This is a genomic window from Phycicoccus sp. CSK15P-2 (assembly GCF_016888005.1).
Taxonomy (GTDB): domain Bacteria; phylum Actinomycetota; class Actinomycetes; order Actinomycetales; family Dermatophilaceae; genus Phycicoccus.
Window position 1 is genome coordinate 17,431 of sequence record NZ_JAFDVE010000019.1, and the last position, 24,870, is coordinate 42,300.

Annotated in this window: 17 protein-coding genes, 1 pseudogene and 1 CRISPR repeat array (1 of these 19 only partly in view); of the genes and pseudogenes, 5 read left to right on the forward strand and 13 right to left on the reverse strand. The window is 71.5% G+C overall.

Features of this window, described 5'->3' with window-relative positions:
* Positions 1–3,913: direct repeats of the CRISPR family, unit length 28 nt; unit sequence GGATGACCCCCGCGTGGGCGGGGACGAC (it extends 2,291 nt beyond the left edge of the window).
* Between the two features lie 9 nt (positions 3,914–3,922).
* From cas2e to JQN72_RS11335, 10 genes are all read right to left on the reverse strand, one after another.
* Positions 3,923–4,210: a type I-E CRISPR-associated endoribonuclease Cas2e gene (gene cas2e / locus JQN72_RS19050; RefSeq protein ID WP_204135293.1), complete on the reverse strand. Its 288-nt coding sequence runs from the start codon at positions 4,208–4,210 to the stop codon at positions 3,923–3,925.
* The gene (cas1e, locus tag JQN72_RS11295) at positions 4,207–5,196 is read right to left on the reverse strand and encodes a type I-E CRISPR-associated endonuclease Cas1e (protein WP_204135294.1); all 990 of its coding nucleotides are present in this window, start codon (positions 5,194–5,196) and stop codon (positions 4,207–4,209) included. Before cas1e ends, cas2e begins: the two co-directional genes overlap by 4 nt.
* Positions 5,197–5,200: 4 nt before the next feature.
* Positions 5,201–5,962 (reverse strand): type I-E CRISPR-associated protein Cas6/Cse3/CasE, encoded by a 762-nt coding sequence (cas6e, locus tag JQN72_RS11300; RefSeq protein WP_204135295.1) that lies wholly within the window; start codon positions 5,960–5,962, stop codon positions 5,201–5,203.
* A 3-nt stretch (positions 5,963–5,965) separates the two neighbouring features.
* On the reverse strand, positions 5,966–6,736 hold the full coding sequence (gene cas5e, locus JQN72_RS11305; RefSeq protein WP_204135296.1) for a type I-E CRISPR-associated protein Cas5/CasD: 771 nt from the start codon (positions 6,734–6,736) through the stop codon (positions 5,966–5,968).
* Positions 6,733–7,848 carry a type I-E CRISPR-associated protein Cas7/Cse4/CasC gene (gene cas7e, locus JQN72_RS11310; protein ID WP_204135297.1) on the reverse strand — a complete coding sequence of 372 codons (1,116 nt, stop codon included), beginning with the start codon at positions 7,846–7,848 and terminating at the stop codon, positions 6,733–6,735. The genes cas5e and cas7e overlap by 4 nt, the downstream gene beginning before the upstream one ends.
* On the reverse strand, positions 7,845–8,417 hold the full coding sequence (gene casB, locus JQN72_RS11315; protein ID WP_204135298.1) for a type I-E CRISPR-associated protein Cse2/CasB: 573 nt from the start codon (positions 8,415–8,417) through the stop codon (positions 7,845–7,847). The genes cas7e and casB overlap by 4 nt, the downstream gene beginning before the upstream one ends.
* Positions 8,414–10,015, reverse strand: coding sequence for a type I-E CRISPR-associated protein Cse1/CasA (gene casA / locus JQN72_RS11320; RefSeq protein ID WP_204135299.1), 1,602 nt, complete (start codon positions 10,013–10,015; stop codon positions 8,414–8,416). The genes casB and casA overlap by 4 nt, the downstream gene beginning before the upstream one ends.
* A gap of 170 nt (positions 10,016–10,185) precedes the next feature.
* Entirely contained in the window at positions 10,186–12,966 is a 2,781-nt protein-coding gene (locus JQN72_RS11325; RefSeq protein ID WP_204135300.1) for a CRISPR-associated endonuclease Cas3'', read from the reverse strand.
* Between the two features lie 5 nt (positions 12,967–12,971).
* Positions 12,972–13,259, reverse strand: a complete 288-nt coding sequence (locus tag JQN72_RS11330) for a hypothetical protein (protein WP_204135301.1) — start codon at positions 13,257–13,259, stop codon at positions 12,972–12,974.
* Between the two features lie 123 nt (positions 13,260–13,382).
* A complete protein-coding gene (locus JQN72_RS11335) occupies positions 13,383–16,949 on the reverse strand; it encodes an ATP-binding cassette domain-containing protein (protein ID WP_374190896.1) in 3,567 nt (1,188 codons plus the stop codon).
* 113 nt (positions 16,950–17,062) lie between these two features.
* Between JQN72_RS11335 and JQN72_RS11340 the strand changes: the two genes are divergently transcribed.
* Both JQN72_RS11340 and JQN72_RS11345 read left to right on the forward strand, forming a co-directional pair.
* Entirely contained in the window at positions 17,063–17,407 is a 345-nt protein-coding gene (locus tag JQN72_RS11340) for a Fic family protein (RefSeq protein WP_204135302.1), read from the forward strand.
* A gap of 20 nt (positions 17,408–17,427) precedes the next feature.
* A complete protein-coding gene (locus JQN72_RS11345) occupies positions 17,428–17,667 on the forward strand; it encodes a hypothetical protein (RefSeq protein WP_204135303.1) in 240 nt (79 codons plus the stop codon).
* Between the two features lie 21 nt (positions 17,668–17,688).
* Here the strand turns inward: JQN72_RS11345 and icmF are convergent, their stop codons facing one another.
* Together icmF and JQN72_RS11355 are read right to left on the reverse strand one after the other, a co-directional pair.
* On the reverse strand, positions 17,689–20,928 hold the full coding sequence (gene icmF, locus JQN72_RS11350; protein WP_204135304.1) for a fused isobutyryl-CoA mutase/GTPase IcmF: 3,240 nt from the start codon (positions 20,926–20,928) through the stop codon (positions 17,689–17,691).
* 71 nt (positions 20,929–20,999) lie between these two features.
* Positions 21,000–22,121, reverse strand: a complete 1,122-nt coding sequence (locus JQN72_RS11355; RefSeq protein WP_204135305.1) for a 5-methyltetrahydropteroyltriglutamate--homocysteine S-methyltransferase — start codon at positions 22,119–22,121, stop codon at positions 21,000–21,002.
* On the opposite strand from JQN72_RS11355, the pseudogene JQN72_RS11360 reads away from it, so the two are divergent.
* Positions 22,118–22,624 (forward strand): annotated as a pseudogene (locus JQN72_RS11360) (alpha/beta fold hydrolase); the annotation flags it as partial. The gene JQN72_RS11355 and the pseudogene JQN72_RS11360 overlap by 4 nt on opposite strands.
* 4 nt (positions 22,625–22,628) lie before the next feature.
* Here the strand turns inward: JQN72_RS11360 and JQN72_RS11365 are convergent.
* Positions 22,629–23,636: a phosphotransferase gene (locus JQN72_RS11365; protein ID WP_204135307.1), complete on the reverse strand. Its 1,008-nt coding sequence runs from the start codon at positions 23,634–23,636 to the stop codon at positions 22,629–22,631.
* Between the two features lie 358 nt (positions 23,637–23,994).
* Between JQN72_RS11365 and JQN72_RS11370 the strand changes: the two genes are divergently transcribed.
* Together JQN72_RS11370 and JQN72_RS11375 are read left to right on the forward strand one after the other, a co-directional pair.
* Entirely contained in the window at positions 23,995–24,330 is a 336-nt protein-coding gene (locus JQN72_RS11370; RefSeq protein ID WP_204135308.1) for a helix-turn-helix transcriptional regulator, read from the forward strand.
* The gene (locus JQN72_RS11375; protein WP_204135309.1) at positions 24,327–24,842 is read left to right on the forward strand and encodes an SRPBCC domain-containing protein; all 516 of its coding nucleotides are present in this window, start codon (positions 24,327–24,329) and stop codon (positions 24,840–24,842) included. The genes JQN72_RS11370 and JQN72_RS11375 overlap by 4 nt, the downstream gene beginning before the upstream one ends.
* Positions 24,843–24,870 lie beyond the last annotated feature (28 nt).

Here is a 24,870-nt window from a genome sequence, read left to right on the forward strand (position 1 = left end):
GGAGGAGGTCCGCGTCCTCCTGGACGACTGGATGACCCCCGCGTGGGCGGGGACGACCGGGCGATCAGGTAGCCGGTCTGCTCGACGGAGGGATGACCCCCGCGTGGGCGGGGACGACGCGGGACGTGAGCCGCTCGACGGCCAGCATCGCGGATGACCCCCGCGTGGGCGGGGACGACAGCGATGTGGGTCATCGGGATGGAGGAGGACGGGGATGACCCCCGCGTGGGCGGGGACGACGTCTACAGCATGGACCTCTGGCACGAGGACGACGGATGACCCCCGCGTGGGCGGGGACGACATCGCCTCGTTGCGGGCCAGGAGGCCCCCGACCGGATGACCCCCGCGTGGGCGGGGACGACGACCCACCGCCGCAGGCCCGCGACGGCGACTGCGGATGACCCCCGCGTGGGCGGGGACGACACTTCACCGATGAGCAGCATGGCCGCCACAACCGGATGACCCCCGCGTGGGCGGGGACGACCTGACACGGAACCGGGCAGTGAATCCGCACCGGGGATGACCCCCGCGTGGGCGGGGACGACCGGGTTCTCGTGGTCCTCGTCCTCGCCTCCCGGGGATGACCCCCGCGTGGGCGGGGACGACAGGTTTCTGTTCTGGTTCCCGGAACTGAGGGACGGATGACCCCCGCGTGGGCGGGGACGACCCTCGGGCCGTGGCTCGCCGAGGTCTCCGGGACGGGATGACCCCCGCGTGGGCGGGGACGACTACCCTTTCCTCCCCCGTTGCGGGGGTGTGCAGGGATGACCCCCGCGTGGGCGGGGACGACGACCTACGACAACGCCGACGCCGAGGAGGAGAACGGATGACCCCCGCGTGGGCGGGGACGACCGGGGGTGTAGGGCACCTGGCCGCTGATGACGGGGATGACCCCCGCGTGGGCGGGGACGACATCGCGCAGTTCCGTGCGTTCGAGGAGCTGTCGGGATGACCCCCGCGTGGGCGGGGACGACTTGCAAACAACCACATTAAGGTGTTGAAGAAAGGGATGACCCCCGCGTGGGCGGGGACGACTGGACTGAACCTCCGGAACCTCAGTCCCAAAAAGGATGACCCCCGCGTGGGCGGGGACGACCGACGCTCAGCAGAAATGGGTGCCTGGTCAGGGTGGATGACCCCCGCGTGGGCGGGGACGACCGGCGACCCATTCGAGTCTTAATCTCCTCAACCGGATGACCCCCGCGTGGGCGGGGACGACTTGATCCCCGCCGACGCCGCCACGCAGTGGCCGGGATGACCCCCGCGTGGGCGGGGACGACGGATTTCGTATAGGCGGCCGCAGTGCTCATCGGGGATGACCCCCGCGTGGGCGGGGACGACATCCTGATCGTCACCGGGCTGATCGCCGCTATCGGATGACCCCCGCGTGGGCGGGGACGACTGTCGGTAACCTTACCGTCAGTAGCCGGAGTGAGGATGACCCCCGCGTGGGCGGGGACGACGAATTGCAGGCATTTAACTCTCGCAAAACCCAGGGATGACCCCCGCGTGGGCGGGGACGACGAATGTCGAACCCGACGCATTCCTCAGGCGACAGGATGACCCCCGCGTGGGCGGGGACGACCATCCTGGCCGATCCGGCTCTCTCACAACAAAGGGATGACCCCCGCGTGGGCGGGGACGACCGGCGGAGAGTACACGATCCAAGGCATGTACGGGGATGACCCCCGCGTGGGCGGGGACGACAGAGGAATGGCTGCAAAAGAAGCGCCGCACGGATTGCTCGTGGGATGACCCCCGCGTGGGCGGGGACGACTCTGCTAGCGCGCGCATCTTGCGAAGCGCGTACGGATGACCCCCGCGTGGGCGGGGACGACTCACCGGGAGCGAGGGGTCGTCACTTAAGCCTGGGATGACCCCCGCGTGGGCGGGGACGACTTGTTGACGGAACCGACGCATACGCTGTTGAGGGGATGACCCCCGCGTGGGCGGGGACGACGCATGAAGCCCGCCTCGCAACACTCGACGCCAAGGATGACCCCCGCGTGGGCGGGGACGACCCGCCATGAGACGGGAAGATGGTGGGGTCCTACGGATGACCCCCGCGTGGGCGGGGACGACTTCGAGTTCACCGCCCGCGAGTGGGGCTGGTTCGGATGACCCCCGCGTGGGCGGGGACGACCAACGGCATCTCTACGCTGAACCGCATGACCATGGGATGACCCCCGCGTGGGCGGGGACGACACCCCATCGAACTCCTGACGGCGGAACAGGGCGGGATGACCCCCGCGTGGGCGGGGACGACACGGGTCCACCGTGGCCTACTCCGACACCGTGCGGATGACCCCCGCGTGGGCGGGGACGACACCAGCCCACCCTCCTGTGAGGTCCTCGTGAACGGATGACCCCCGCGTGGGCGGGGACGACGATGAGCGCGTCGACGACGGCTGCAACGCTGAGGGATGACCCCCGCGTGGGCGGGGACGACGCGGCAGGGAAGTCGGCCTGGTTCGCGCTGGGGGGATGACCCCCGCGTGGGCGGGGACGACGCGAAGAAGAAGACCGCGAGAACCCAGTCAGGAGGATGACCCCCGCGTGGGCGGGGACGACTGCTGGATGCCGCCGGCGACGACGTCTCCGTCCGGATGACCCCCGCGTGGGCGGGGACGACCCGTCGCCACCCTGGGAGCCGGAGCCACCCTGGGGATGACCCCCGCGTGGGCGGGGACGACAGGGGAGGCTCAACAGACGCGCCAATGTGAACGGGATGACCCCCGCGTGGGCGGGGACGACGGCCGCCCGCGGGACGGGATCGTCCTCGACCTGGGATGACCCCCGCGTGGGCGGGGACGACACGTTCTCCACGTTCCTGAACGTGCGGCACGCCGGATGACCCCCGCGTGGGCGGGGACGACCCCTCCTGGCTGGGGTTGTTGATGGCCTCGAGCGGATGACCCCCGCGTGGGCGGGGACGACCTGCGAGAGGGCAACCACGTCACCTACGTCGACGGATGACCCCCGCGTGGGCGGGGACGACCCACCCTCGAACCGTTCGAGTCTCAGTGCAGCCGGATGACCCCCGCGTGGGCGGGGACGACACCTCGCCCGAGTTGATGCGGACGTTCGTGTCCGGATGACCCCCGCGTGGGCGGGGACGACTCCGGGAGGATGAACCACGAGGTGCCCGCGAGGGGATGACCCCCGCGTGGGCGGGGACGACGTGCTCGCCGCGCCCGTGTCCGAGACCTTCCAGGGATGACCCCCGCGTGGGCGGGGACGACACTATTCGAGAAATGCTCAAGTAATGAACGAAAGGATGACCCCCGCGTGGGCGGGGACGACACGTGGTGGGCCTGGTCGGCCGGCTCGGTGTCAGGATGACCCCCGCGTGGGCGGGGACGACGCGTGAACCTCGTGTTACAGTGACGCCTGTCGGGGATGACCCCCGCGTGGGCGGGGACGACAGAACGGTGGGGGTCGGCCGTCACCGTCCGGGCGGATGACCCCCGCGTGGGCGGGGACGACCGCTCGCGCGAGTCGAGCGCGCCGACGAGCTGCGGATGACCCCCGCGTGGGCGGGGACGACAAGAAGACCGCCCGCGCCCGAGCTGAGGGCGTGGGATGACCCCCGCGTGGGCGGGGACGACGTCGCCGCACTCGTTGCTGCGTGGCTGATCGGCGGATGACCCCCGCGTGGGCGGGGACGACATCCGATCTGACCGGATGAGAGGGCTCCACATGGGATGACCCCCGCGTGGGCGGGGACGACCCGAACGGCTGACCCCCGCGTGGTCGCGAAAAGGGATGACCCCCGCGTGGGCGGGGACGACGTCTGGTCTTCGGGGACCCACTCGCCCCACTGCGGATGACCCCCGCGTGGGCGGGGACGACCCGGGCTTCGGGGGACAGGTCCTTCAGCACCTCGGATGACCCCCGCGTGGGCGGGGACGACACTTGCTGATCAGGAGTTTTGCACGCGCGGGCGGGCCATGAGAGTCAGTCCGTCGAAATCGACGGGCCTCCAGCGCTCCCGCCCTGCGGTCCTCACGGCCCATCCCTGCTCGGTGGGAGCGGGTTCGATCATCACGGCATGCCCGTCACCAACCCGGTCCTCCAGAACGGCCCATATACGGTCCCGGATCCTGCGACCGGGTGAGCCGACGAAGACCCCGGCCTGTACCTCGACCATCCATCGCGTCAGGTGCCCACGCAGGCCCGGGGCAACGGCCACGAGGACGACGACAGTCACCAGGGGACCTCGGGTTCGGTCAGCTCCGGGCCGCTCAGGACGGCGTACCCCGACTCCAGGAATGCCGCGACCTCCGAGTCGGACCAGTTCGTCCCACCCGGAACCGAGCCGGCAGCCTCGTCCCACAGGGCGAGCAGGTCTCCCTCGTCCTGAGTTGCCCCGACGCCGAGGAGCCCCAGTACATCGCGCACGATCGTGGCCAACAGCCGCCGCTCCTTGAACACGTCCCGCATGGCCAGGCGGACGTCGGACTCCTTGGTGTGACCGGCGGCGACGGCATCGAACGCCACGGGAACGCTGGTCTCGGCCTTGTAGAGGTCCGCGATGTCGAGCACGAACGACACGGCGGAACCGGTGTGGACGAACCCCAGGGCAGGGCTGGCGCCCACACCGACGATGGCCGCGTGGGCCACCCCGTACAACGCCGAGTGTGCGGCGGACAAGGCTCTGTTGATGTCGTCACCGGCCGCGAACGCGTCACCAGGGCGGTAGTCGCGCTTCGCCCAGGGAACACCGGTGCGCGCAGACTCGGCGCGGTACACCTTCTTGACACGCGCGCCCTCCCGCCCCCGCAGCTGCTGCATCGTGGCCGAAGACACGTCCTCGCCGGGGAACCGCATCTGGTACATCTGTCTGGCGACCCCGAGCCGGTCGGTGGTCTTCGAGACCAGAGCGGCCTGCCGAACCGTGGCGGCTGCCGAGCGGCTCGGCCCCAGCCCCGCCGCGTACATCCGCACACCGTGCTCGCCGACCCAGCACATCGCGGTCCCCGAGTCCGCGAGGAGCCGTACTGCAGCGTGAGTGACACGGCTCCCCGGGCCTACCATGAGCGACGCGACGAACGCCGCCGGGACTCGCACGGTCCGCTCCCGGTTGACGATCACCACGGCGTTCTCGGCACGGTCGATGTGACAGCGCTCGACGTAGAGGATACTCACCCGGTCGGACACCCTGTGGATGTCGCTCGGGCCGGCCAGCCACCACATCGGATCAGCGCCGTCCGGGAGCGAGCGTCAGGAGGCCGCAGCCGTATGCCTTGCCCCCGCCGACACCGGAGACGAGTGACTCCCTCATCCGATCAGCGTCCACGACGGTCAGGAGTCCTTCGTACGTCGCGCTGCGGATCGTGACGGGCGCATCGCCGGGCCGACGCCGGAAACGCTCCTGGTTCCGCGCGACGACCTGCGCACGAGGATGCGAGTCCTCCCCCTCCACGGAGAAGCCCCATACGGCGTGGTCCTCGCGAGTCCTCTCGACCAACCACTGCAGCTGACTCTCGGCGGACAGCGCGGCGACCCGGACGCCCCTCGCCCGCGAACCGGTCAGTGCGGATGTCTGGGAGTCCGTCGGCGTCTGAGGGTTGCGAGTGCGCCACACGGGGTTGGCCCGCAGGCGGAACGAGAACTCGCGGCCGTTCACCACGAGGCCCAGCAACGATTCGTAGTCGCGCACATCCGCGGCTCCGCCATCGGCATCTGGCCACCCGGCGTCGTCGACCAGCTTCGCCCAGGACGGGTGTCGCTGGGTCAGGACGTAGAGCTGGGAGACGTGGGGCGACCCCACGTCAAGCCCGGGCATCGATTGCCCGCTCCTCACCGTCGCCCCCGGGTCCAGCCGCCACAGCACCCGCTCCCCCGGCAGGTGTTCCGGAAGCCCGCCCAGAACCTCTGCGTGGAGCCGTTGCGGACTCGTCAGAAGGCGTTGGGTGTGACGGCGAAGGGGGTTCAGGGGAACTCGTGACAGGTACGGCAACGGTCAACCTCCCAACAGCTCGAACGGATCGTGGCCACGCGCGCCGTCGGCCGGGACACCCGTCGGCACCTCCACCCACGCCGACCTGACCGGTCGTGAACGCATCACCCGACTCCCTGGCTCGAAGCTGGTCGGGACATCCCCTGCCAGCTCCGAACCCGCGGGGTCGTCGGTGACGACCGGCAGGGTTACGGTCGGTCCGGTGGCGCGCCGGACACGCCAGGCCGAGGCCTGCCAGGGAACCTGGGCCAGGACGGTGTCGAGACCTCCCGGCCAGAGGATCTGGTCGGCATCAGGCACGACCAGAGGTTGAGCAGGGACGCATGACCTGCGACCGAGCGCCAGCGGGAACGCCGGACGACGGACAGCTGCAGCAAGCGTCGCGAGCAGGTCCTCGGAGCCCTCCAACGCCGCAACGAAGACGGCGTCCGCGAGGTAGTAGCGCTTGGTCACGTGCGTGTACTTCTTCGGGGACGTGGACCTCTGCTGCCCCTTGGCGTTCGTCCCCGACGACGGCAACGGGACTCCGCGGTAGTCACTGACCGTGTGGTAGTCGCGCTGGAGCCGACCCGGCTGGTCGACCCGGACCCCGAGCCGCAGCTGCAGCAGGTCCTCGATGTCGTCGCTCCGCCGGCGCCCCTGCGCCGCCGCCAGCAACCCGATGACCCCGGACTTCGTCGGCTGCCCTTCGGTCTCACGGACGTTGAACTTGCTCGAGACACCCCAGCTCTGCATCGGGCCCGCGAGGCGGAGGACGAGCACGGACTCGCTCATCTGGACGCACCGACCGAGCGCAGGCCATCACCGACTCGGACGAGCAGCTCGTCGAAGCCCACCGACGGCCCGAAGGCCCGCTCGAGTGCGTCAGCGGAGTCGCCCGCCGCCTGGTAGCTGGCCACGACGAGCTCGGGCCGGTCACCCCATCGCTCGGTCTCCGCGGAGTAGAGGCCGGCGAGAACAACCTGCGACCCGGCCATCATCCCCGTCTCACGACCGCGCACGGGCGACTCGAACGCGCTCACGAGACTGACCGGCTGGTCGGTGCGGACGACGACGGCGACCAGGGCCGGCCGGGTCCGAGCGGCGAAGCTGTTCTGGTGGCCCGTCGGCATCGACGTCGTGAACGCCCGCACGAACTCCAGCACCCCGTCGACGGCGGCGTCCTCGTCCGCGAGGTTGTCGGCGAGCTGGTGCAGGCCGACCGTGGCGAAGCGGTACATCGTCGCCGAGCCGTACTCGACCGTCCCGATCATCCCGGCACCCGGCTCACCCTTCTCCTGCAGGTCGTCGACGGCGGTGAAGTAGTCGAACTGGGTCGGCGCCGCGTGGGTCGAAATCGCGTGCGCCACTTGCGTCGCAGCGTCGACGTTCAGATCGGTGACATCGGCGACCATCCGTCCGAAGAGCGCGACGTCGAGCGAGTGACCGTCCTTGAGGATGTCCCCCGCCTTGACCGTCTTGCCGGCGGCGGCAGGGTCGTCGGTCTCTCCCAGAGCGGCGACCAGCTGGTCGGCGATGGCGGCGACCTGGCCACGACTGCAGAACAGCAGGTACGACGTCTCGGCGTCCTTCTTGCCACCCGTGATCTTCAGCTCGCCGAGGCTCGCGGTGACTGCAGCGACCGCCCGCTCGGTGTCGATGCCCCGCTCCTCGAGCTCTCGCGTGAGGAGTGCGGTGAGCCGCCGGGTCCGCACGCCCTGCTGCTCCTTCGCGAGCCGGTCTGCGAACTGCTTCCGCGTGGCACGCTTCCAGGACTGCGAGGAGACGCGCAGACGGGTCACTCCCCCGTAGACCGCCTGCTTGGGGGTGCCGTTGTCGTCCCGGTTGATGTTGGACGGCGGGAGGTCCTGGAGGATGTGGACGTCGATGTACAGGGGCGTGGTCATGCCGGGTCCTTTCCGGTCGTTGCTGCTGGTCTCTGGAAGTACTGGCCGGCCCATCTCCGACGGATCCGGCCGACCTCCGCGGTGCGGTGCCAGGCCAGCAGGTCGAAGTACAAGGTGGTGTAGTCGAAGCCGGTGATGTTCGCGGCCTTGAGCTGTTGGACCAGGCCCCGAAGGTGGTAGATCACCTCGCCCGGCTCGTCCGCGGTGGCGGCACGGGCGAAGTGCGCGTCGACGGCCTGTTCGCTGTACTTGGGGCTGGAGCGGAGGTCATGCAGGGCGGCCCCCATCGGGCGACCGTTCACGTGCACCGGCGCTCCACCTCCTTGCTGGTGGAGCCCGAAGAGGGCCAGGGCCGCGTGTTCCGCCCGGAGGGCGTCCGTCACGCGACCGTCGGCGGTGAGCTTCGTGTAGAAGCGCCACATCCCCGGGACCTCGCCTGGTTCTCGCCCCAGACCCCGCCTGAAGGCGGCCAGGTCGGGCCCCATCTGCTGGGCGACGTGCATCTCGTCCCCCGCCTTGCTCATCCGCTCCCAATAGAACGGGGGGCGCTCGTTCTCCTGTGTGCTCACGTCGACTCCTTCGCTGTCTTCCGTGCCTCGCGTTCGGCATCCCGCGCCGCTCTCTCCGTCGGGAGCGCCTTGTTCAGCGCAGCGCGGAAGGATGCTTCGGCCGTGTTCAGCCGGCGCGGGAAGTCCTTCGCTCCGCGACCCATGACCGTGGCCGCCGGCGCGTCGTCGAGCAGGGGGTCTGCCACCTCCCATGAGCGGACCCACAGCTCGTGCTCCCATTGCGCCAGGGCGTAGGCCAGTGAGCCGATGTCGTCGCGCACCCCGAGGAACAGCTCACGGGCCGGCCGGTCGAGACCCGCGACGAAGCCGTCGCCGGGACGTTCGCCCTTGTCCCAGGGGATCTTGTCTCCGCCGACAGCCTCGCGCAGGTTCGCCTGAAGGCCGTTGAGGGCCCGCATGCACAGCTCGGCCTGCTCGACCGCGCCCCCGAGCGAGCTCTGCAGCATCTCGTCACCGACAGCCTGAAGGGGCACCGGGACCCGGTCGGCGATCGTGTTCTCCACCACGGCCGACTGGTTGCCGTACTCCACGCCCACGACGAAGGCATCGACGGGGTACTCGTCCGGGTCCACGGCCTCCACGAGGTGGCTGAGGGCTGCACACGTCGTACGCCCGCCGCCCCGAACGGAGTCGCCGTCGGGCTGGAGCGCCAGGAGGGCCGACAGTCCCCGCCAGGGCGACCGTCCCGCTTGGTGCCGGGCAGGGAGGAAGGCCGCACCACCCTTGTCCTTGTTCGTGCGCCACAGCGTGTGCGGCTCGAACCCAGGAGAGAAGTGCATCCGGTCGCCCGCGGCGACGATGACCCGGTCGACGACCTGCTCGCCGTTCGCGCCGACAGCGGTCCCCAGGCGGATCCGTCGCGACTGCCACGTCAGCAGCTCCAGCGGGCCCCTCGGCTGCTTGATCTCCCACTGTGCGGACAGCTGGCGCCGCCACGACGGTTCGTCGTCGCCACCGGGGTCGAGCACAGGCGTGTTGAGCGCCAGCGTCTCGAACAGTGTTCGTCCGAGCGGCATCGTGAACCCGAGGCCACCGAGGTAACCGACGGGGTTCCCCGTTGTCTTGCCCGCCTTGGCCCGCGGATCGTCCTTGGCGCCGGTCTTGATGGCGGCCGTGTCGAACGCGTGACACGCGAGGAGCCGCCGGGCGGCGACCGGTGCGCTGAGCGGGGGAACGGCTTCCTCGGGCGCGAAGCTGAACAACGGCACGTTGTTGCCACTCGCGACCTCGGGCATCAACAGCGCCGGCGAACTCCACCGCCCACTCAGCGCCTCGAGACCGCCCACCTGGTAGAAGGGCCGCTCCGGATGGAACAGGTCGAAGAGCTCGCCGTCGTCCGAGGCGAAGGTGTCGACGGCGGCCTCGTCGAAGAGTCCGGCTGCCAGCCGCGCCTGCCACCCTTCCTCACCAGGACGCCTGTCCACCGCGAGCGTCAGGGCGAGAAGCAGTCGGTACGTGGCCGCTGCCACCAACGGGTCGCCGTGGTCGAGTGAGTCGATCTCGTGCGCTCGGCGCAGTGCGTCTCCGAGCGACACCTCCACGGCAGTGCCGCCGATCAGGGCCGGGACCCACGGCTCATGCAACAGGTTGAAACTCATGAAGATCACCTAATGTGGAATGTGTTGCTCGTAGAGGTAACGATAACGCCCGGGTCGACAACAAGCAATCCTCGGCGGCTCACTACGCTCGTGCTGTCGCCGACCGCTCGGCGGTGTTCCTGTGGACTGCGTTGCCCGGGACCACGTCCCCGCCTCCGCGGGGGGCCTGGTCATCGCCCCACCTTGGTGATGACCAGGCCGAGGCGGCGGTCATAGCGGAGTCGCGCATCGTCCTCACCGACGAGGGACTCGTCGAGAACGACGACCTCGAGCCGACTGAGCAGCGGCACGTCCCGCCAGCCCGACAGTTGCTGCACGCCCGCGATCGCCTCGTTGTGTCGGAACCGGACAGTGTCCCCGAGAACCTCCCGCGCGAGGTCGCCGTCGTCCACCGCGGACTCCCCGTGCATGCCGAGCGTTCGACCGGAGCCCAGCGTGCGGAGCCTCCCGTCGTGGGTGCGTACGACGAGCGCGACCTCACGGGTCGGCTCGCCGTCGCGGACGACGGTGGCCTCCTCGCCGCTCTCGCGTACCTCGTGCAGGTGCAGGTTCGTGAGGTCACCCGAAGCCGTCGGCGACAGTGTGAAGGTGCCGGCGAACGCGGACCGCGCCTCGTCGGACTCCGCACTTTCGTCGTCGGATGCGCTGATGGCCTCGACCCACGGGACCGGGAGCGACTCGGCCATCCCGTACGCGGAGGCCACGAGTCCGGGCACCTCGGAGGGGATGCTCCAGCGTGCACCGTCCCCGAGCAGTGCGGCGGCCCGCAGCAACGCCGACCGTTCGTAGACCCGACCGAAGGACGGACACAGGTCCGGAGCGGCGTCGGCTCCAGGAGCGAACCCGGTCACGATCACGCGGGGCGCAGCCATCGCCGCAGGGCGGTCCGAGCTCGGACGGTCGTGCCGGTGCAGGCGGCCGACTCGCTGGAGCAGGAGGTCCATGGGGGCGATGTCGGTCACGAGAAGGTCGGCGTCGACATCGAAGGACTGTTCCGCGATCTGGGTCGCGACGACCACCAGCCGGTACGGACGCCCCGCGCCAGGGGACCGCGACGCCCCGAGCCGGTCGACCAGGTCGGCGACGCGTGCAGCCCGCTCGCCGGTCGTCAGCCGGCCGTGCACGAGCACGGTCTCGACACCCAAGGCATCGAGACCCTCGAAGACGTCCTGGGCACGCCGCACGGTGTTGACGATGACGAGGACGCACCCGCCTTCGGACACCTCCGCCGCGACCCGTTCGACGATCGGTGCCGCGTCCGCGGAGGCCGACCCGAGGGCCTCGACGTCGACCTCGAGGTCCGCGCGCCAGGGCGTCGTCGATGCCACCGAGAGAGTCGGGGCCCGGTCATCGACGCCGGGTACCGCCGCGAGGACGGACGGGTAGCCCGAGGGCTCGGGGAGGTCACCGTCGCCGGCCACTGCGCCACCCGACCAGCCGCGCACATAGGCGGACACCAGCCGGCCGCGCAGGGCAGGCGGCAGGGTCGCCGACATCAGGACGACGGGCACGCCCGCATCCGAGCACCAGCGCAGGAGCGTTTCGAGGAATGCCTGCATGTACACGTCGTAGGCATGGACCTCGTCGACGATGACGACCTTCCCGAGCAGGCCGGCATGCCGAAGAGACACGTACTTGGTCCGCGTGCCCGCGTAGAGGATCTGGTCGACCGTCCCGACCACTCCGGGCGCGAGCAAAGCACGATGTCTACCGAGCAGCCACTGCGCCGGGCCGGCCGTCTCGTGCACGACGCTGGGCGGGCCAGCGGTGTCGCTGCCCCCGTAGTCCCAGTCCGATACGCCGTACGCATCGGGCACGTCGCAGCCGACGTCGGCCAGCCTCTCCTGGGCGAGGGAGGCTCGGAAGGACTCGTTCGCCATGGCCCGCCCGTGGCGCAAGGAGACGACCATGTCCGGGTCGACCGTACGTACCCAGGTGCGCACCCGGTCGTACATCGCGTCGGTGGTGCCCTGGGTGGGCATCGCGAAGACGAACCCCCCGGCGCCGAACCTGTCGCCGAGGATCTCCGCGGCGGCGAAGGCGGCCTCGGTCTTCCCCTCTCCCATCGGCGCCTCGACGACGAGGAGCCCGGGCGCGGGCATATCGGCAGCCACGGTGCTCACGAGCTCCTGCAACGGGCGAGGCTCACGCCCGATGCGAGCCCGGAACACCTCGGGATCGGAGCGGAGTCGCTCCGGCGCCCATCCACCCGTGAGGCCGATCCGCCGCCAGCCGCCGACGGCCCGTGAACGCGCAGCATGGATGTCGAGGTCAGCAGGGCCGACACCCGGGAACTCGCTGGAGCTCGCGACCCAGTCGGCCATGCTGACCAGACCGGCGAGCGCCAGCTGCACTCCATGTGACGGGGCCGGTCCGTCGAGAACCTGTACGTCGAGTCCGAGCTCGGCGAGGACACGGTCGAACAGCGCGACCCGCGCCTGGCCCCACTCAGGGGTCCTCCCCTGCCCCGGGTTGAGGCGCGTCCGAGGTGAGCCGAATCGACCGTGGTGCCCCTCGATGACCGGAAGCACCCACGACGCCCCTGCGGCCCCCCGCTCGCCGAGGAAGTCGCCGAGCGCTCTGGCCCCCGCGATCGTGTGACGCCACGGTTTGTGCAGTGGCACCTCGCCGAAGCCGGCCGCCAGCACCGCCTCCTTAAGCTCGGTGGAGCCGCCGGGCAGGCGCATGAACTGGAAGGCGGGGCATGCCTTGCCGACGTCGTGCCACCCCGACAGGAGTCTCAGCAGGTCTCGCCCGCGCCCCGGCACACCGGCGTCGAGGCTGCGCTGGGCGCCGGCCGAGAGGAACTCGTCGTGGACCAGTTCCGCGACGGCTGCCGTGTCGAGGAGGTGGCCGATGAGCGAGTGTGGCCGCCCTCCCGCGTCCGACTTGGCCCAGAGCGCCGAGAGGCGCTCGCGCGACACCGGTTGACCGTCGTTGGTCGTGTCCATGCGCCTCACCCAACCTCAGGGGTCCGACAATCGCACTCCGACGAGTCGCGGACGCTCCTGTCGTGCCCGAGTTCACGTGGCGACCGGCGAACGAAGCCCATGTCGAGGATGTCGAGGCGGTGTTCGACACCGGCGGCACGCGCAAGTGCCGCTGCCAGCCACTCGAGGTCCCCGGCTGGATCTGGCGCGACACCACCCAGGACGTGCGGGACGCCGCGCTGTTCGACCAGGCCGGATGCGGCACCGAGGGCCCGACCTCCGGCCTCGTCGGTTACGTCGACGACGAGGCGCATGTCGGCACTGTCCAGGTGTTCATCGAGGCCGGCTACGAGGTCCACGCCTCGCCCACCCAGCGCCGCCGGGTCGTGCGGTACCCGCTGAGGCTGCCTGACGCGGACGCCCCGACCGGGCGCGCGTCAGCCGGCGAGGTGCCCCCAGTCGCCGGACAGCCGGTGCCAAGGCCCGGTGGCGGCGACCCGGCCGTCGACGAGTACGACGACCCGGTCGGCCTGGGCCAGTGCAGCGCGCTTCGAGGTCGCCCCGATGACGGTGGCGTGCCGGGCCCGTAGCGCCGACCACAGCTCGACCTCGGTGGCGGCGTCGAGCGCACTGGAGACATCATCGGCGAGGAGCAGCTCGGTGTCGGCGGCGAGCGCTCGGGCCAGGGCGAGCCGCTGCACCTGACCGCCGGAGAGACGGACCCCGCGGTGCCCCACGAGCGAGTCGTGCCCGCCGGCCTCGCGGACGTCGTCGCCGAGGCGCGCGTCAGCGATCGCACCTTCCAGCTGACGGCCGTGGCCGAGCACCACGTTGTCGGCGAACGTCCCGGACAGCACGCGCGGCACCTGCGCGACGTGCGAGACCTGACCGGGGCGCAGGAACAGCTGCGCGTCCTCGACCTCGACGCCGTTCCAGGTGATGGACCCGGTGTGCTCGAGCAGGCCCGACAGCGCCGACAGCAAGCTGGACTTGCCCGAGCCGACCTGGCCGAGGAGCAGCACGAGCTCACCGGCCTGCACCGTGAGGTCGACGCCTTCGACGCCGCGCGTCCCGTCGTCGTGGACGGCGCCGACGCCGGTGAGCCTGAGCTCCTCGAGCGGGACCCGTCCCGGCACGGGCACCGAGGGGGCAGCCCCGGCCACGAGGTCGATGCCCTCGGGAAGTCGCACGAGGTCGACCCCGCCCGCGAGGCGACTGGTGGCCTTCTGCCAGGCCCGCGTACCCGGCGCCTCGGTGACCACGGCCCCGGCGACGCGGCCGAACCAGTCGAAGCCGTTGACCGCACCGGAGACGAGGATGGCCGTGGCGAGCGACCAGCCGCCGACGACATAGGTGGCCCAGGCCGCGACCACACCGGCCTGCACCATGACGGTCGGCACGCCGTCGAGGACCGCCTGGACCCGATGCTCGAACACCGCAGCCCGCACGCGACCGGCGTCGACCCGACGCAGGTGCCGGTGCGCGGCGGGGGTCGCGGCGGCCAGCTTGAGGGTGCGCGCCGACTCGAGGACGGACACGACGGCTCGCCCGAACCGGGCTCTGGCCTTGGACGACTCGGCGGCCGAGCGTCCCGCGATGGGACGACCGAGCGCCGACGCGAAGGCCGCACCGAGCAGCACGACCAGCGGCACTCCCCCGGCGAGCAGGCTGCCGCCGAGGGCGGCCGTCACCACAGCGATGACGAGGCCGTTGGTGAAGTCGACCCAGCGGTCGGCGTACAAGGAGTAGCGGTCGGCATCCATCGAGCGGGCGACGACCTCGCCCGCCGGGGTGCGCTCGAGGCGGTGCTGGCGGGTCTGACCGATGAGGACCGACATCCGTACCCGGAGCATGACCTCGATCCACCAGCGCGGGTAGCGGCGGATGGCCTCGACGAGGAGGACCGGCGCGAGCATGACCGCGGTGGCGGTGGACAGGGTGAGGACGAGCGTCCTGGTGTCCCAGCCCGCCCCGCCGCCCAGGTGCTCCACCGCGAGACCCCACACCCAGCCGGTCAGCGCCCCGTAGGCACCGCCGAGGGCGGCCATCAGGAACATGAAGGCCGGCCAGACACCCCACGTCGGACGGACGAGCAGTGCCGAGGCGATGCCGCGCGCGAGTGACGGGCCGTCGCCCGGGTCCGGCAACGTGGGCGGCGGACCGGCCCGCCGGGCACCGGCGACCGTGGCGGGCTGCTCGGGAGCGGACGCCTGCGACGGGTCGGGCCGCTCGGGCTCATGCGCCGCGGGGACGGGTCCGAGGTCGTCGCCGCTGGCCTGCAGCAGTCTCCTGAACGGGCCTTCGGCGTGCGCGAGCTCGGCGCGGGGCCCCTGCTGGACGACGCGGCCGTGGTCGAGCACCGCGACCTGCGCCGCACGCCGCGTGGTGGAGAGCCGGTGCGCGACCAGGATCCCGGTGCGTCCGGTGAGCAGCCGGTCGGCAGCCTGGACCACGAGCGCCTCGGTGAGCGGGTCCATCCGGGCGGTGGCCTCGTCGAGGACTACGACGGACACGTCCCGGACGAGCAGCCGTGCGAACGCGACGAGCTGCTCCTCCCCCGCGGACAACGAGATGCCTCCGGGGCCGAGCAGCGTGTCGAGACCGTCGGGCAGGCCGCCCACCCAGCCCTCCAGCCCGAGCTGGGCGACGGAGTCCTCGACGCGGCCGCGGGGCAGGTCCTCGAACAGGGTGATGTTCTCGGCGAGCGTCCCCGCGAGCACCTCGGTGCGCTGGGTGACGACACCGACGGCAGAACGCAGCGCCTGCAGGTCGAGGTCGAGGACGTCGACCCCGCCGAGGAAGACCGTGCCGGGGTCTGGGTCCATCGCCCGCGACACGAGCGACGCGAGCGTCGACTTGCCCGACCCGGTGCGACCCACCAGGGCGCAGGTCTCGCCGCCGGTGATCCGCAGGTCGACGTCGCTCAGGGCGAAGTCACCCTGGGCGTAGCTGAAGGAGAGAGAGCGGAACTCGAGGTCGAGGGGGCCGGTCGGCACGACGTGGCCCCCGACGGGTTCCGGGGGTACGGCGAGGAGCTGTCGCAGACGGGTGACCGCACCGAGGCCGGCCTGGAGCTCGGGAAGGTGTTGGGCCATCCGGTCGACCTGCCCGACGAAGGTGCCGGTGACGAGGAAGAGAGTCACCAGCCGGGCCACGGACAGGCCACCACCGGCCACGAGGGCGACTCCGGCCACGGCGGTGGCGGCGAGCATGCCGTGCAGCAGCAGGCCGGTCCGGCGGGCGACCCGGGCCTCGAGGACGAGGACGGCGTCGAAGCGCCGGTGGACCTCGGCGGACAGCGCGCTGACGCGTGAGATGACGTACGCCTGGCCGAGACTGGTCCGCAGGTCGTCACGGGCGGTGACGCCTTCCTCCAGGGCGGCGGCATGGTCGGTCCAGGCCATCTCCTCGACGACCTTGCGCTCGGAGATCCGCGGCAGCAGCCGTCGCACGAGCAGGAAGGAGCCGGCCGCCGACGCCGGGAAGAGGAACCACGCGGGCCACCAGGTGAGACCTGCGACGACCCACATCGGGACGGAGGCGAAGATCGTCTTCAGGGCGTCCCAGGCCTGACGTCGCAGCATCGAGCCGATGTCGTGCGTGTCTCCGTCGACCCGGTCGAGGATCTCGCCGACGGCCTGCTCGTTGAGCGCGTCCAGGGGCTGGGCGAGCGCGGCGTCGACGAGGTCGTCGCGCAGCCGGCCCTCCGCGCGGTCGACGACCGCGGCCCACACCGTGCGCCCGACGGTGTCGAGGACGGCCGCGCCGAGGACGCACAACGCCAGCAGCCCGACGAGCCGGGTCGAGGGGTTCGCCGCGAGCATCCCCGCGACGACCGTGCCCAGCGTGCGCCCGAGCGCGCCCGTGGCCGACGTCGCGAGCGCGAGCGTGGTGGAGCGGCCCTTCAACCGGTGCAGGTCGAGCCGGCGCCCGGGAAGGTCTGGGCGCGCCTCGCCCGGGCTGTTCGCAGGCGAGGCGGGAGGGTGCGTGGTCGTCGTAGCCACCTCGGCAACGTACGTCGCGACACCGACACCCGGCATCCGCATTTCCGGGTGCAGCCGACCCCCCGGGCCGTGAGCCGATCCGACGGTGTCGCTCATCCCCGCCCACTGTCCCTATGTCTCGATCATTGCGCCATCGGGCGAAGTCTCCCGGCAGGTACCGCACGACCGACATCTACGTTCGCGACGACCGGGACGAACGCACGGTCTACGAGCGCCCCGACGCGGACTCCGTCCCCACGCTCATGGACGAGCTGGCCGCGGACCTCGCCTCCCTCCAACCGACCGAGCCCATGGTCCGTGGGGCGATGGCCCATCTGAACCTCGTGATGATCCACCCGTTCCGCGACGGCAACGGGCGGATGGCCGGGCGCTGTGGGCCGTCGTGGACCAGCTCGTCGAGACCCGCGGGCTACCTCCCCGCACCGCGGACGTGCTGTTCGACGCGATGCTGGGGCTGAGGGTGACCAGGCCGTCCTACGTGAGACGGTCCGACACCGAGGAGCGCACCGCCACTCGCGACCTCCAGCGACTCGTCGACTCCGGGCTACTTCACCCGCACGGCCAGACCCGGGGTCGCTACTACACGGCCGGCGACGAGCCAAGGGCCAGGGCGCAGGAAGTCCGCGCCGCACGGCCGGCGCTCACCGACCCGTACCCGGGGCTGATGGCCGAGATCAGGGCTGCGGTCGAGCACGCCGCGAGGCCTGCGGCCGACTGAGACCACGGACGCCCGGGACGGTCAGACGTTGCGGCGGTACTGGCCGCCGACCTCGAAGAACGCCTCGGTGACCTGCTGCAGCGAGCACACCCGGGCGGCGTCCATGAGCACCGCGAACACGTTCTCGCCGCTCGTCGCCGCGTCCTTCAGCCGGGCCAGTGCGGCCTCGGCCTCGTCACGGTGGGACTCCCGGAACGCACAGACCCGGGCCAGCTGGGACTCCTTCTCGGCCTCGGTCGCGCGCGCGAGCTCGACCTCGTGCGGGGTGACCTCGGCATCCGGACGGACGAAGGTGTTGACGCCGACGATCGGCAGCGACCCGTCGTGCTTGCGGTGCTCGTAGAGCATCGACTCGTCCTGGATCCGCCCGCGCTGGTAGCCGGTCTCCATCGCGCCCAGCACACCGCCTCGCTCGCTGATCCGGTCGAACTCGGCGAGCACCGCGGCCTCGACGAGGTCGGTCAGCTCGTCGACGACGAACGAGCCCTGCAGCGGGTTCTCGTTCATCGCCAGGCCCCACTCCTTGCCGATGACGAGCTGGATGGCGAGCGCTCGCCGCACCGACTCGGCCGATGGCGTCGTCACGGCCTCGTCGTAGGCGTTGGTGTGCAGGCTGTTCGCGTTGTCGTAGATCGCGACGAGCGCCTGCAGCGTCGTGCGGATGTCGTTGAAGTCCATCTCCTGCGCGTGCAGGGAGCGCCCGGAGGTCTGCACGTGGTACTTGAGCTTCTGGCTTCGCTCGTTCGCGCCGTACTTCTCGCGCATCGCGACCGCCCAGATGCGCCGCGCGACCCGGCCGATGACGGTGTACTCGGGGTCCATCCCGTTGCTGAAGAAGAAGGACAGGTTGGGGGCGAAGTCGTCGATGTCCATGCCCCGCGCGAGGTAGGCCTCAACGTACGTGAACCCGTTCGCGAGGGTGAAGGCGAGCTGGCTGATCGGGTTCGCCCCGGCCTCGGCGATGTGGTAGCCGCTGATCGAGACCGAGTAGAAGTTGCGCACCCGGTTCTCGATGAACCACTCCTGGATGTCGGCCATCATCCGCAGCGAGAACTCGGTGGAGAACAGGCAGGTGTTCTGGCCCTGGTCCTCCTTGAGGATGTCGGCCTGCACCGTGCCACGCACCGTCGCGAGGGCCCGGGCCCGGATCTCGTCGCGCTCCGCGTCGCTCGGCTCGCGGCCGTTCTCCGTGGTCCACGCCTCGACCTCGCGGTCCATGGCCGTGTTGAGGAAGAACGCGAGGATGGTGGGCGCCGGCCCGTTGATCGTCATCGAGACGCTCGTCGTCGGCGCCGTGAGGTCGAAGCCGTCGTACAGCGCTCTCATGTCGTCGAGCGTCGCCACCGACACCCCGGAGGTCCCGACCTTGCCGTAGACGTCCGGGCGCGGGTCGGGGTCGCGGCCGTAGAGCGTGACCGAGTCGAACGCCGTGGACAGGCGGGTCGCCGGCTGCCCCTCGGAGAGCAGCCGGAACCGGCGGTTGGTGCGGAACGGGTCGCCCTCGCCGGCGAACATCCGCGCCGGGTCCTCACCGTCCCGCTTGAACCGGAAGACCCCGGCCGTGAACGGGAACCAGCCGGGCAGGTTCTCGCGGCGCAGGAAGGACAGCAGGTCGCCGTCGTCCGTGTACCGCGGCAGCGACACGCGCCGGACCTCGTTTCCGGACAACGTCTCGCGGACGAGACGGGTGTGGACCTCCCGGTCGCGCACGGTGACGACCTGCTCGTCGCCGGAGTAGGACTCGACGACGCCGGGCCACTCCCCCAGCTGCCGGGTCAGCGCTGCGGGCAGGTCCTCGCGGGCCTGTTCCAGGAGCGCGTCGAGGTCGGTCGTGTCCTTCGCGGCCGCGGCCAGGGCATCCCGTGCGGCCCCGAGCCGCTGCACCCGTCGCGCGGCGTCGGCCCAGCGCTCGGTGTCGGAGTGGTAACCGCGGACGGTCTCGGCGATCTCGGAGAGGTACCGCACCCGCTGCGGCGGGACGACCTGGCGGATGGTGCTCGAGTGCCGGACGTCGACGGGCCGCAGCGTCCCCTCGGCGAGGGGGAGCCCGTGCTCGCCGAGCAGGCCGCGCAGCTCCTGGTAGAGCGCCGTGACGCCGTCGTCGTCGAACGTCGCGGCCGAGGTGCCGAAGACCGGCATGTCCTCGGGCCGCTTGCCGAACGCCTCCCGGTTGCGGACGAGCTGCCGGCCGACGTCGCGCAGGGCGTCGGCCGCGCCGCGGCGCTCGAACTTGTTGACCGCGACGACGTCGGCGAGGTCGAGCATGTCGATCTTCTCGAGCTGGCTGGCCGCGCCGAACTCGGGCGTCATGACGTAGAGGTTGACGTCGGCGTAGGACGTGATGGCGGCGTCGCCCTGCCCGATGCCCGGGGTCTCGACGACGACGAGGTCGTAGCCCGCCGCCTTGAGGACGGTGATGACGTCGGGCAGCGCGTCGGGCACCTCGCGGCCGCCGCGCGTCGCCAGCGACCGGTAGTAGACGCGGTCGCCGTCGAGGCTGTTCATCCGGATCCGGTCACCGAGCAGTGCCCCACCGCCGCGGCGGCGGGTGGGGTCGATGGCGACGCAGGCGACGCGCAGCTTGTCCTGCTGGTCCACGCGCAGGCGGCGGACGAGCTCGTCGGTGAGGCTGGACTTGCCGGAGCCGCCGGTGCCGGTGATCCCGAGGACCGGGACGGTCCGCGCGGCGGCCGCCCGCTCGAGGTCGGCGCGGAAGGCCTCGTCCAGGTGGCCCGTCTCGGCACCGGTGACGGCCCGGGCGACGGCCGTGCGGTCGCCGGAGAGCACGGCCTCGGCCGTCGTGGGCGCCGCCTCCCACAGGTCGGTGTCGCAGGCCTCGACGACCTGGTTGACCATCCCGGGCAGGCCGAGGCGCTGGCCGTCCTCGGGGCTGAAGATCGTGACGCCGGCCTCGCGGAGCCGGGCGATCTCGGCCGGGACGATGACCCCTCCTCCGCCGCCGACGACCCGCACGTGACCGGCCCCGGCCTCGCGCAGCAGCTGCACGAGGTACTCGAAGTACTCGACGTGCCCGCCCTGGTACGAGCTGACGGCGACGCCCTGGGCGTCCTCGTCGAGCGCGGCGTCGACGACCTCCTGGACCGAGCGGTTGTGCCCGAGGTGGACGACCTCGGCGCCCTGGCTCTGCATGATCCGCCGCATGATGTTGATCGAGGCGTCGTGTCCGTCGAACAGGCTCGAGGCGGTGACGATGCGGACGGGGTGGGTCGGGACGTGGAGCTCGGGGGGCTGCGCCGCCATCGGATGTCCTTCCGGGGTCGCCGGTGGGTCTCCCGAGATAGTAGGACGTCCTAGTAGTTACTCGGAAGTCGTCATCCCCAGACCTCGTCGGCGACCTCGACGATGAGCCGCAGCTTGGCGAGCTCCTCGTCCTGGCTGAGCGCGTTGCCCTCGACCGTCGAGGAGAACCCGCACTGCGGCGACAGGCACAGCTGCTCGAGCGGCACGTACTTCGCCGCCTCGTCGATGCGGCGCTTGAGCGCGTCCTTGTCCTCCAGCTGCGGGGTCTTCGTCGTGACGAGCCCGAGCACGACCTGCTTGCCGGGCGGGACGAACCGCAGCGGCTCGAAGCCGCCGGAACGCTCGTCGTCGTACTCGAGGAAGAAGCCGTCGACGGCCAGGTCGGAGAACAGCGCCTCGGCGACGAAGTCGTAGCCGCCCTCGGCCGCCCACGACGACCGGAAGTTGCCGCGACACATGTGGGTCGTGACGCGCAGCGGCTCCGGCCGGTCCCCGATGGCCGCGTTGAGCGTGCGGATGTACCGCTCGTGCTGGTGGTCCGGGTCCTCGCCGCGGGCCCGCTGCTCCTCGCGCTGCTGCGGGTCGTTGAGGTAGGCCAGGCTCGTGTCGTCGAGCTGGGCGTACGTGCAGCCGAGGTCGGCGACGCGGCGCAGCTGCTCCGAGTACGCGGTGGCGAGGTCGGACCAGAACTGCTCACGGTCGGGGTACGCCTCGGGCGAGATCGCCGCCGTGCCGCCGCGGTAGTGGACCATGCTCGGCGACGGCATCGTCAGCTTGGGCGTCATCCCGGGCGCCTCCTCGGCGGCGGTCCGGGCGAGGTACTCGAAGTCGTCGCCGAAGATCGTGTGACCCAGCCGGACCCGGTCGTGCACCGCGAGCGCGGCGGACTCGAAGTCGATGTCGCCGCCCGCGTTGCGGAAGTGGACCTGGATCTTCTCGTCGGTGCTGGCGATCCCCTCGAGCTGGTAGATGAAGTCCATGTGCCACGAGGTGCGCCGGAACTCGCCGTCGGTGACGGTCTGCAGGCCGGCGTCACGCTGGAGGCCGACGACCTCGCGGATCGCCTCGTCCTCGGTCTCGCGCAGGGTGTCGTCGTCGGCGTGCCGTCGGCGGGCGTCGAGCAGCCGCTGCGGCCGCAGCAGGCTGCCCACGTGGTCGGCACGGAACGGCGGCAGCTGGCGGTCGGTGCTCATCCACCGACCGTAGCGTGGCGCGAAACCCGGTGGCCCCCTCCGCGTGGGTGCGCTTTCATCGGGTCATGCTGCTGACCCATGACGACGTCGTCGAGCTGCTGGACCACCTCCGCGTGGAGCGCGCCACCGTCGTCGGCTCGTCACTCGGGGGCCGGGTCGCGCTCGAGCTGGCCGCCGAGCACCCGGAGCGGGTCGAACGGCTCGTCCTGCTGTGCCCGGCGCTCCGCGGCCTGGACCCGACGCCGGACGTCGAGGCGTTCGGGGCCGAGGAGGCCGATCCGCCCCCCGGCGTGCGCCGGGTCGACGTCGACCCGGCCCGGGTCGAGGTCCCCGCCCTCGTCGTCGCGGGCGAGCTGGACCTCGACCTGTTCCGCACGGTCGCGGCGCACCTCGCGGACACCATGCCGCGGGCCGAGCTGCTGACCCTGCCGTGGGCGGCGCACCTGCCGAGCCTGGAGCGACCGGACGAGGTCACCGCGCTGCTCGTCGGCCGTGAGGCCTGAGTCGCTACCGGGTGGCGCGGGCGAACGGATCGGTGTCGGTGGCCACGAGCAGCCAGTCGGCCGCCGCCCGCACGTGGCCGGGGTCGACGGCCGACACCGGGACGTCGTCGACCAGCCGCTGCCAGGACAGTGCCCGGTGCAGGCACGAGACCCGGTCGGCGGACGGGAGGAGGGCGCGCAGCGCGTCGCGGGAGGCGAGGTCGGTCCATGGCTCGAGCGCGGCGTCGACGACCCGGCCGACGAGTGGGTCGCCGGCCCCGCCCTGGCGCTCGGCGAGGATCCACAGCGGGATGCGGAACGCCGTGAACGGATGCGCCCACACGGCGTCACCGAGGTCGATGAACGCGACCGGCGACCCGGCCTCGTGGAAGGCGTTGCCCAGGTGGAGGTCGTTGTGCTGCAGCGTGGCCGGCATCCCGGACGCGACGAGCGCCTCGGCGGCGTCGGCGACCAGGGGCAGCCCGGCGTCGACCTCCCGCCGTTCGCCGTCCGAGAGCCGCCGTGGGTCGCCCGTCGGCAGGGCGTACAGGGTGTCCGCGAGGTCGGCCGCCCATCCGGCCGCCGCGTCCTCGGGGAACGCGGCCATGCCGGTGGCGAGCAGCGCGTCGGCGTGCGGCGCGAGCTCGCGCTGGAGCCTGCCCCAGCCGGCGACGAGCTCGACCCACGCGTCCTCGCCGACGTCGTCGCGGTCCCACAGCGGCACCCCGACGTCGCGCGTCGCCAGCCATCCGTGGTCGGCCTCGGCGGCGACGACGGGCGCCATCCGCCCGGGCGCGATTCGGTCGACGACGGTGACGAGCGCGGCCTCGAAGGCCTGCGAGGGCGCGTTCTCCTTGACCCACACGCGGCCATCGTCGGTGTCGACGTGCAGCACCGTGGACCAGAAGCGCACCCGGTCCTGGACGACCGGACCGGTGGGCGTGAGCCCGGCGTCCGCCAGCGCGGGCAGCAGCCACGCCTCCAGCTCGGCGCGCCAGGCCGCGCTGGACCAGAGGGCCGGCAGGTCTCGCACACCGCCGACGCTAGCCGCCGGAAGCCGGCCCGGGTCGGCGCCGTGGGGACGGAAGCCTGATGGCCGAGGTTCTCCGAGCGCAACGACGGACAGGCAATGCCCGACTCCACCGGTGACGACGCCGGGTAGGAGGCGCGTCCGCGCAGGTCGCAGGCCGGCTTCCCGAGCGCCCCCTGCGACTGCCTGTCCGATGATCCGGCCCGACGGCGCGAAACCCTGACCGCCCTTTGCCTGTCCGACGACGCGCCCCACGACGTGAACCCTGACCGCGTTTGCCTGTCCGGCCGATCCGGCGCCGCCGGCCGACGCGAACCCTCGGACGTTGACATGTGACATTTTAGTCACCTATTGTTCCGGCGTGCAGGACGACCTGGTCTTCAAGGCGCTCGCCGACCCCACGCGGCGCCTCGTCCTCGACGCCCTGTACGAGCAGGACGGTCGCACCCTCGGCGAGCTCGAGACCGTCGTCGCCGACCGCACCGACATGACCCGCTTCGGGGTCTCCAAGCACCTCAGGGTGCTCGAGGAGGCGGGCCTGGTCACCACCCGGAAGGAGGGGCGGCGCAAGCTGCACTTCCTCAACCCGGTCCCCATCCGGCTGGTCCACGACCGCTGGATCGACAAGTTCACCGAGCACCACGTGCTGGCGCTCACCGACCTGAAACGCGCACTGGAAGAGAAGGACCCACCATGACCGACGACACGACCACGGACGCACCCGAGCGCGACGCCCCCGAGATGCAGGTGTTCCGCGTCTACATCGAGGCCACCGCCCAGCAGGTGTGGGACGGCATCACGAGCTCGGAGTTCACGACCAGGTACGGCTATGGCGGCGGGGTCGACTACGACCTCACCCCCGGCGGCGACTACGTCGCCCACACGACCGAGCAGATGAAGGAGATGGGGATGGGCGACGTCGCCGTCACCGGCCGCGTCCTCGAGGCCGACCCACCCCGGCGGCTCGTCCAGACCTGGGTGGCCGCATGGCACGGCGAGGAGACCACCCTGACATGGGAGCTCACCGAGTACCCCGGCCCCCTCACCGGCCTCACCCTGACCCACGACTGCACCGGCGCCCAGAACACCGCCCGCGACGTCGAGGGCACCGGCGACGCGATCCAGGGTGGCGGCGGCTGGCCGTGGGTGCTCGCCGGCCTCAAGACGCTGCTGGAGACCGGGCGGCCGATGGTCGGCTCCGGCGGCTGACCGGCGAGCGTGGCGTCCACCCCGGGGC

Bases quoted from the DNA above. Each gene is read 5' to 3' on its own strand.
- cas1e (WP_204135294.1), bottom strand. From the start codon at position 5,196: ATGTGGTGGCTGGCCGGCCCGAGCGACATCCACAGGGTGTCCGACCGG.
- cas5e (WP_204135296.1), bottom strand. From the start codon at position 6,736: ATGAGCGAGTCCGTGCTCGTCCTCCGCCTCGCGGGCCCGATGCAGAGC.
- cas7e (WP_204135297.1), bottom strand. From the start codon at position 7,848: ATGACCACGCCCCTGTACATCGACGTCCACATCCTCCAGGACCTCCCG.
- casA (WP_204135299.1), bottom strand. From the start codon at position 10,015: ATGAGTTTCAACCTGTTGCATGAGCCGTGGGTCCCGGCCCTGATCGGC.
- JQN72_RS11325 (WP_204135300.1), bottom strand. From the start codon at position 12,966: ATGGACACGACCAACGACGGTCAACCGGTGTCGCGCGAGCGCCTCTCG.
- JQN72_RS11330 (WP_204135301.1), bottom strand. From the start codon at position 13,259: ATGCGCCTCGTCGTCGACGTAACCGACGAGGCCGGAGGTCGGGCCCTC.
- JQN72_RS11340 (WP_204135302.1), top strand. From the start codon at position 17,063: ATGTCTCGATCATTGCGCCATCGGGCGAAGTCTCCCGGCAGGTACCGC.
- icmF (WP_204135304.1), bottom strand. From the start codon at position 20,928: ATGGCGGCGCAGCCCCCCGAGCTCCACGTCCCGACCCACCCCGTCCGC.
- JQN72_RS11355 (WP_204135305.1), bottom strand. From the start codon at position 22,121: ATGAGCACCGACCGCCAGCTGCCGCCGTTCCGTGCCGACCACGTGGGC.
- JQN72_RS11375 (WP_204135309.1), top strand. From the start codon at position 24,327: ATGACCGACGACACGACCACGGACGCACCCGAGCGCGACGCCCCCGAG.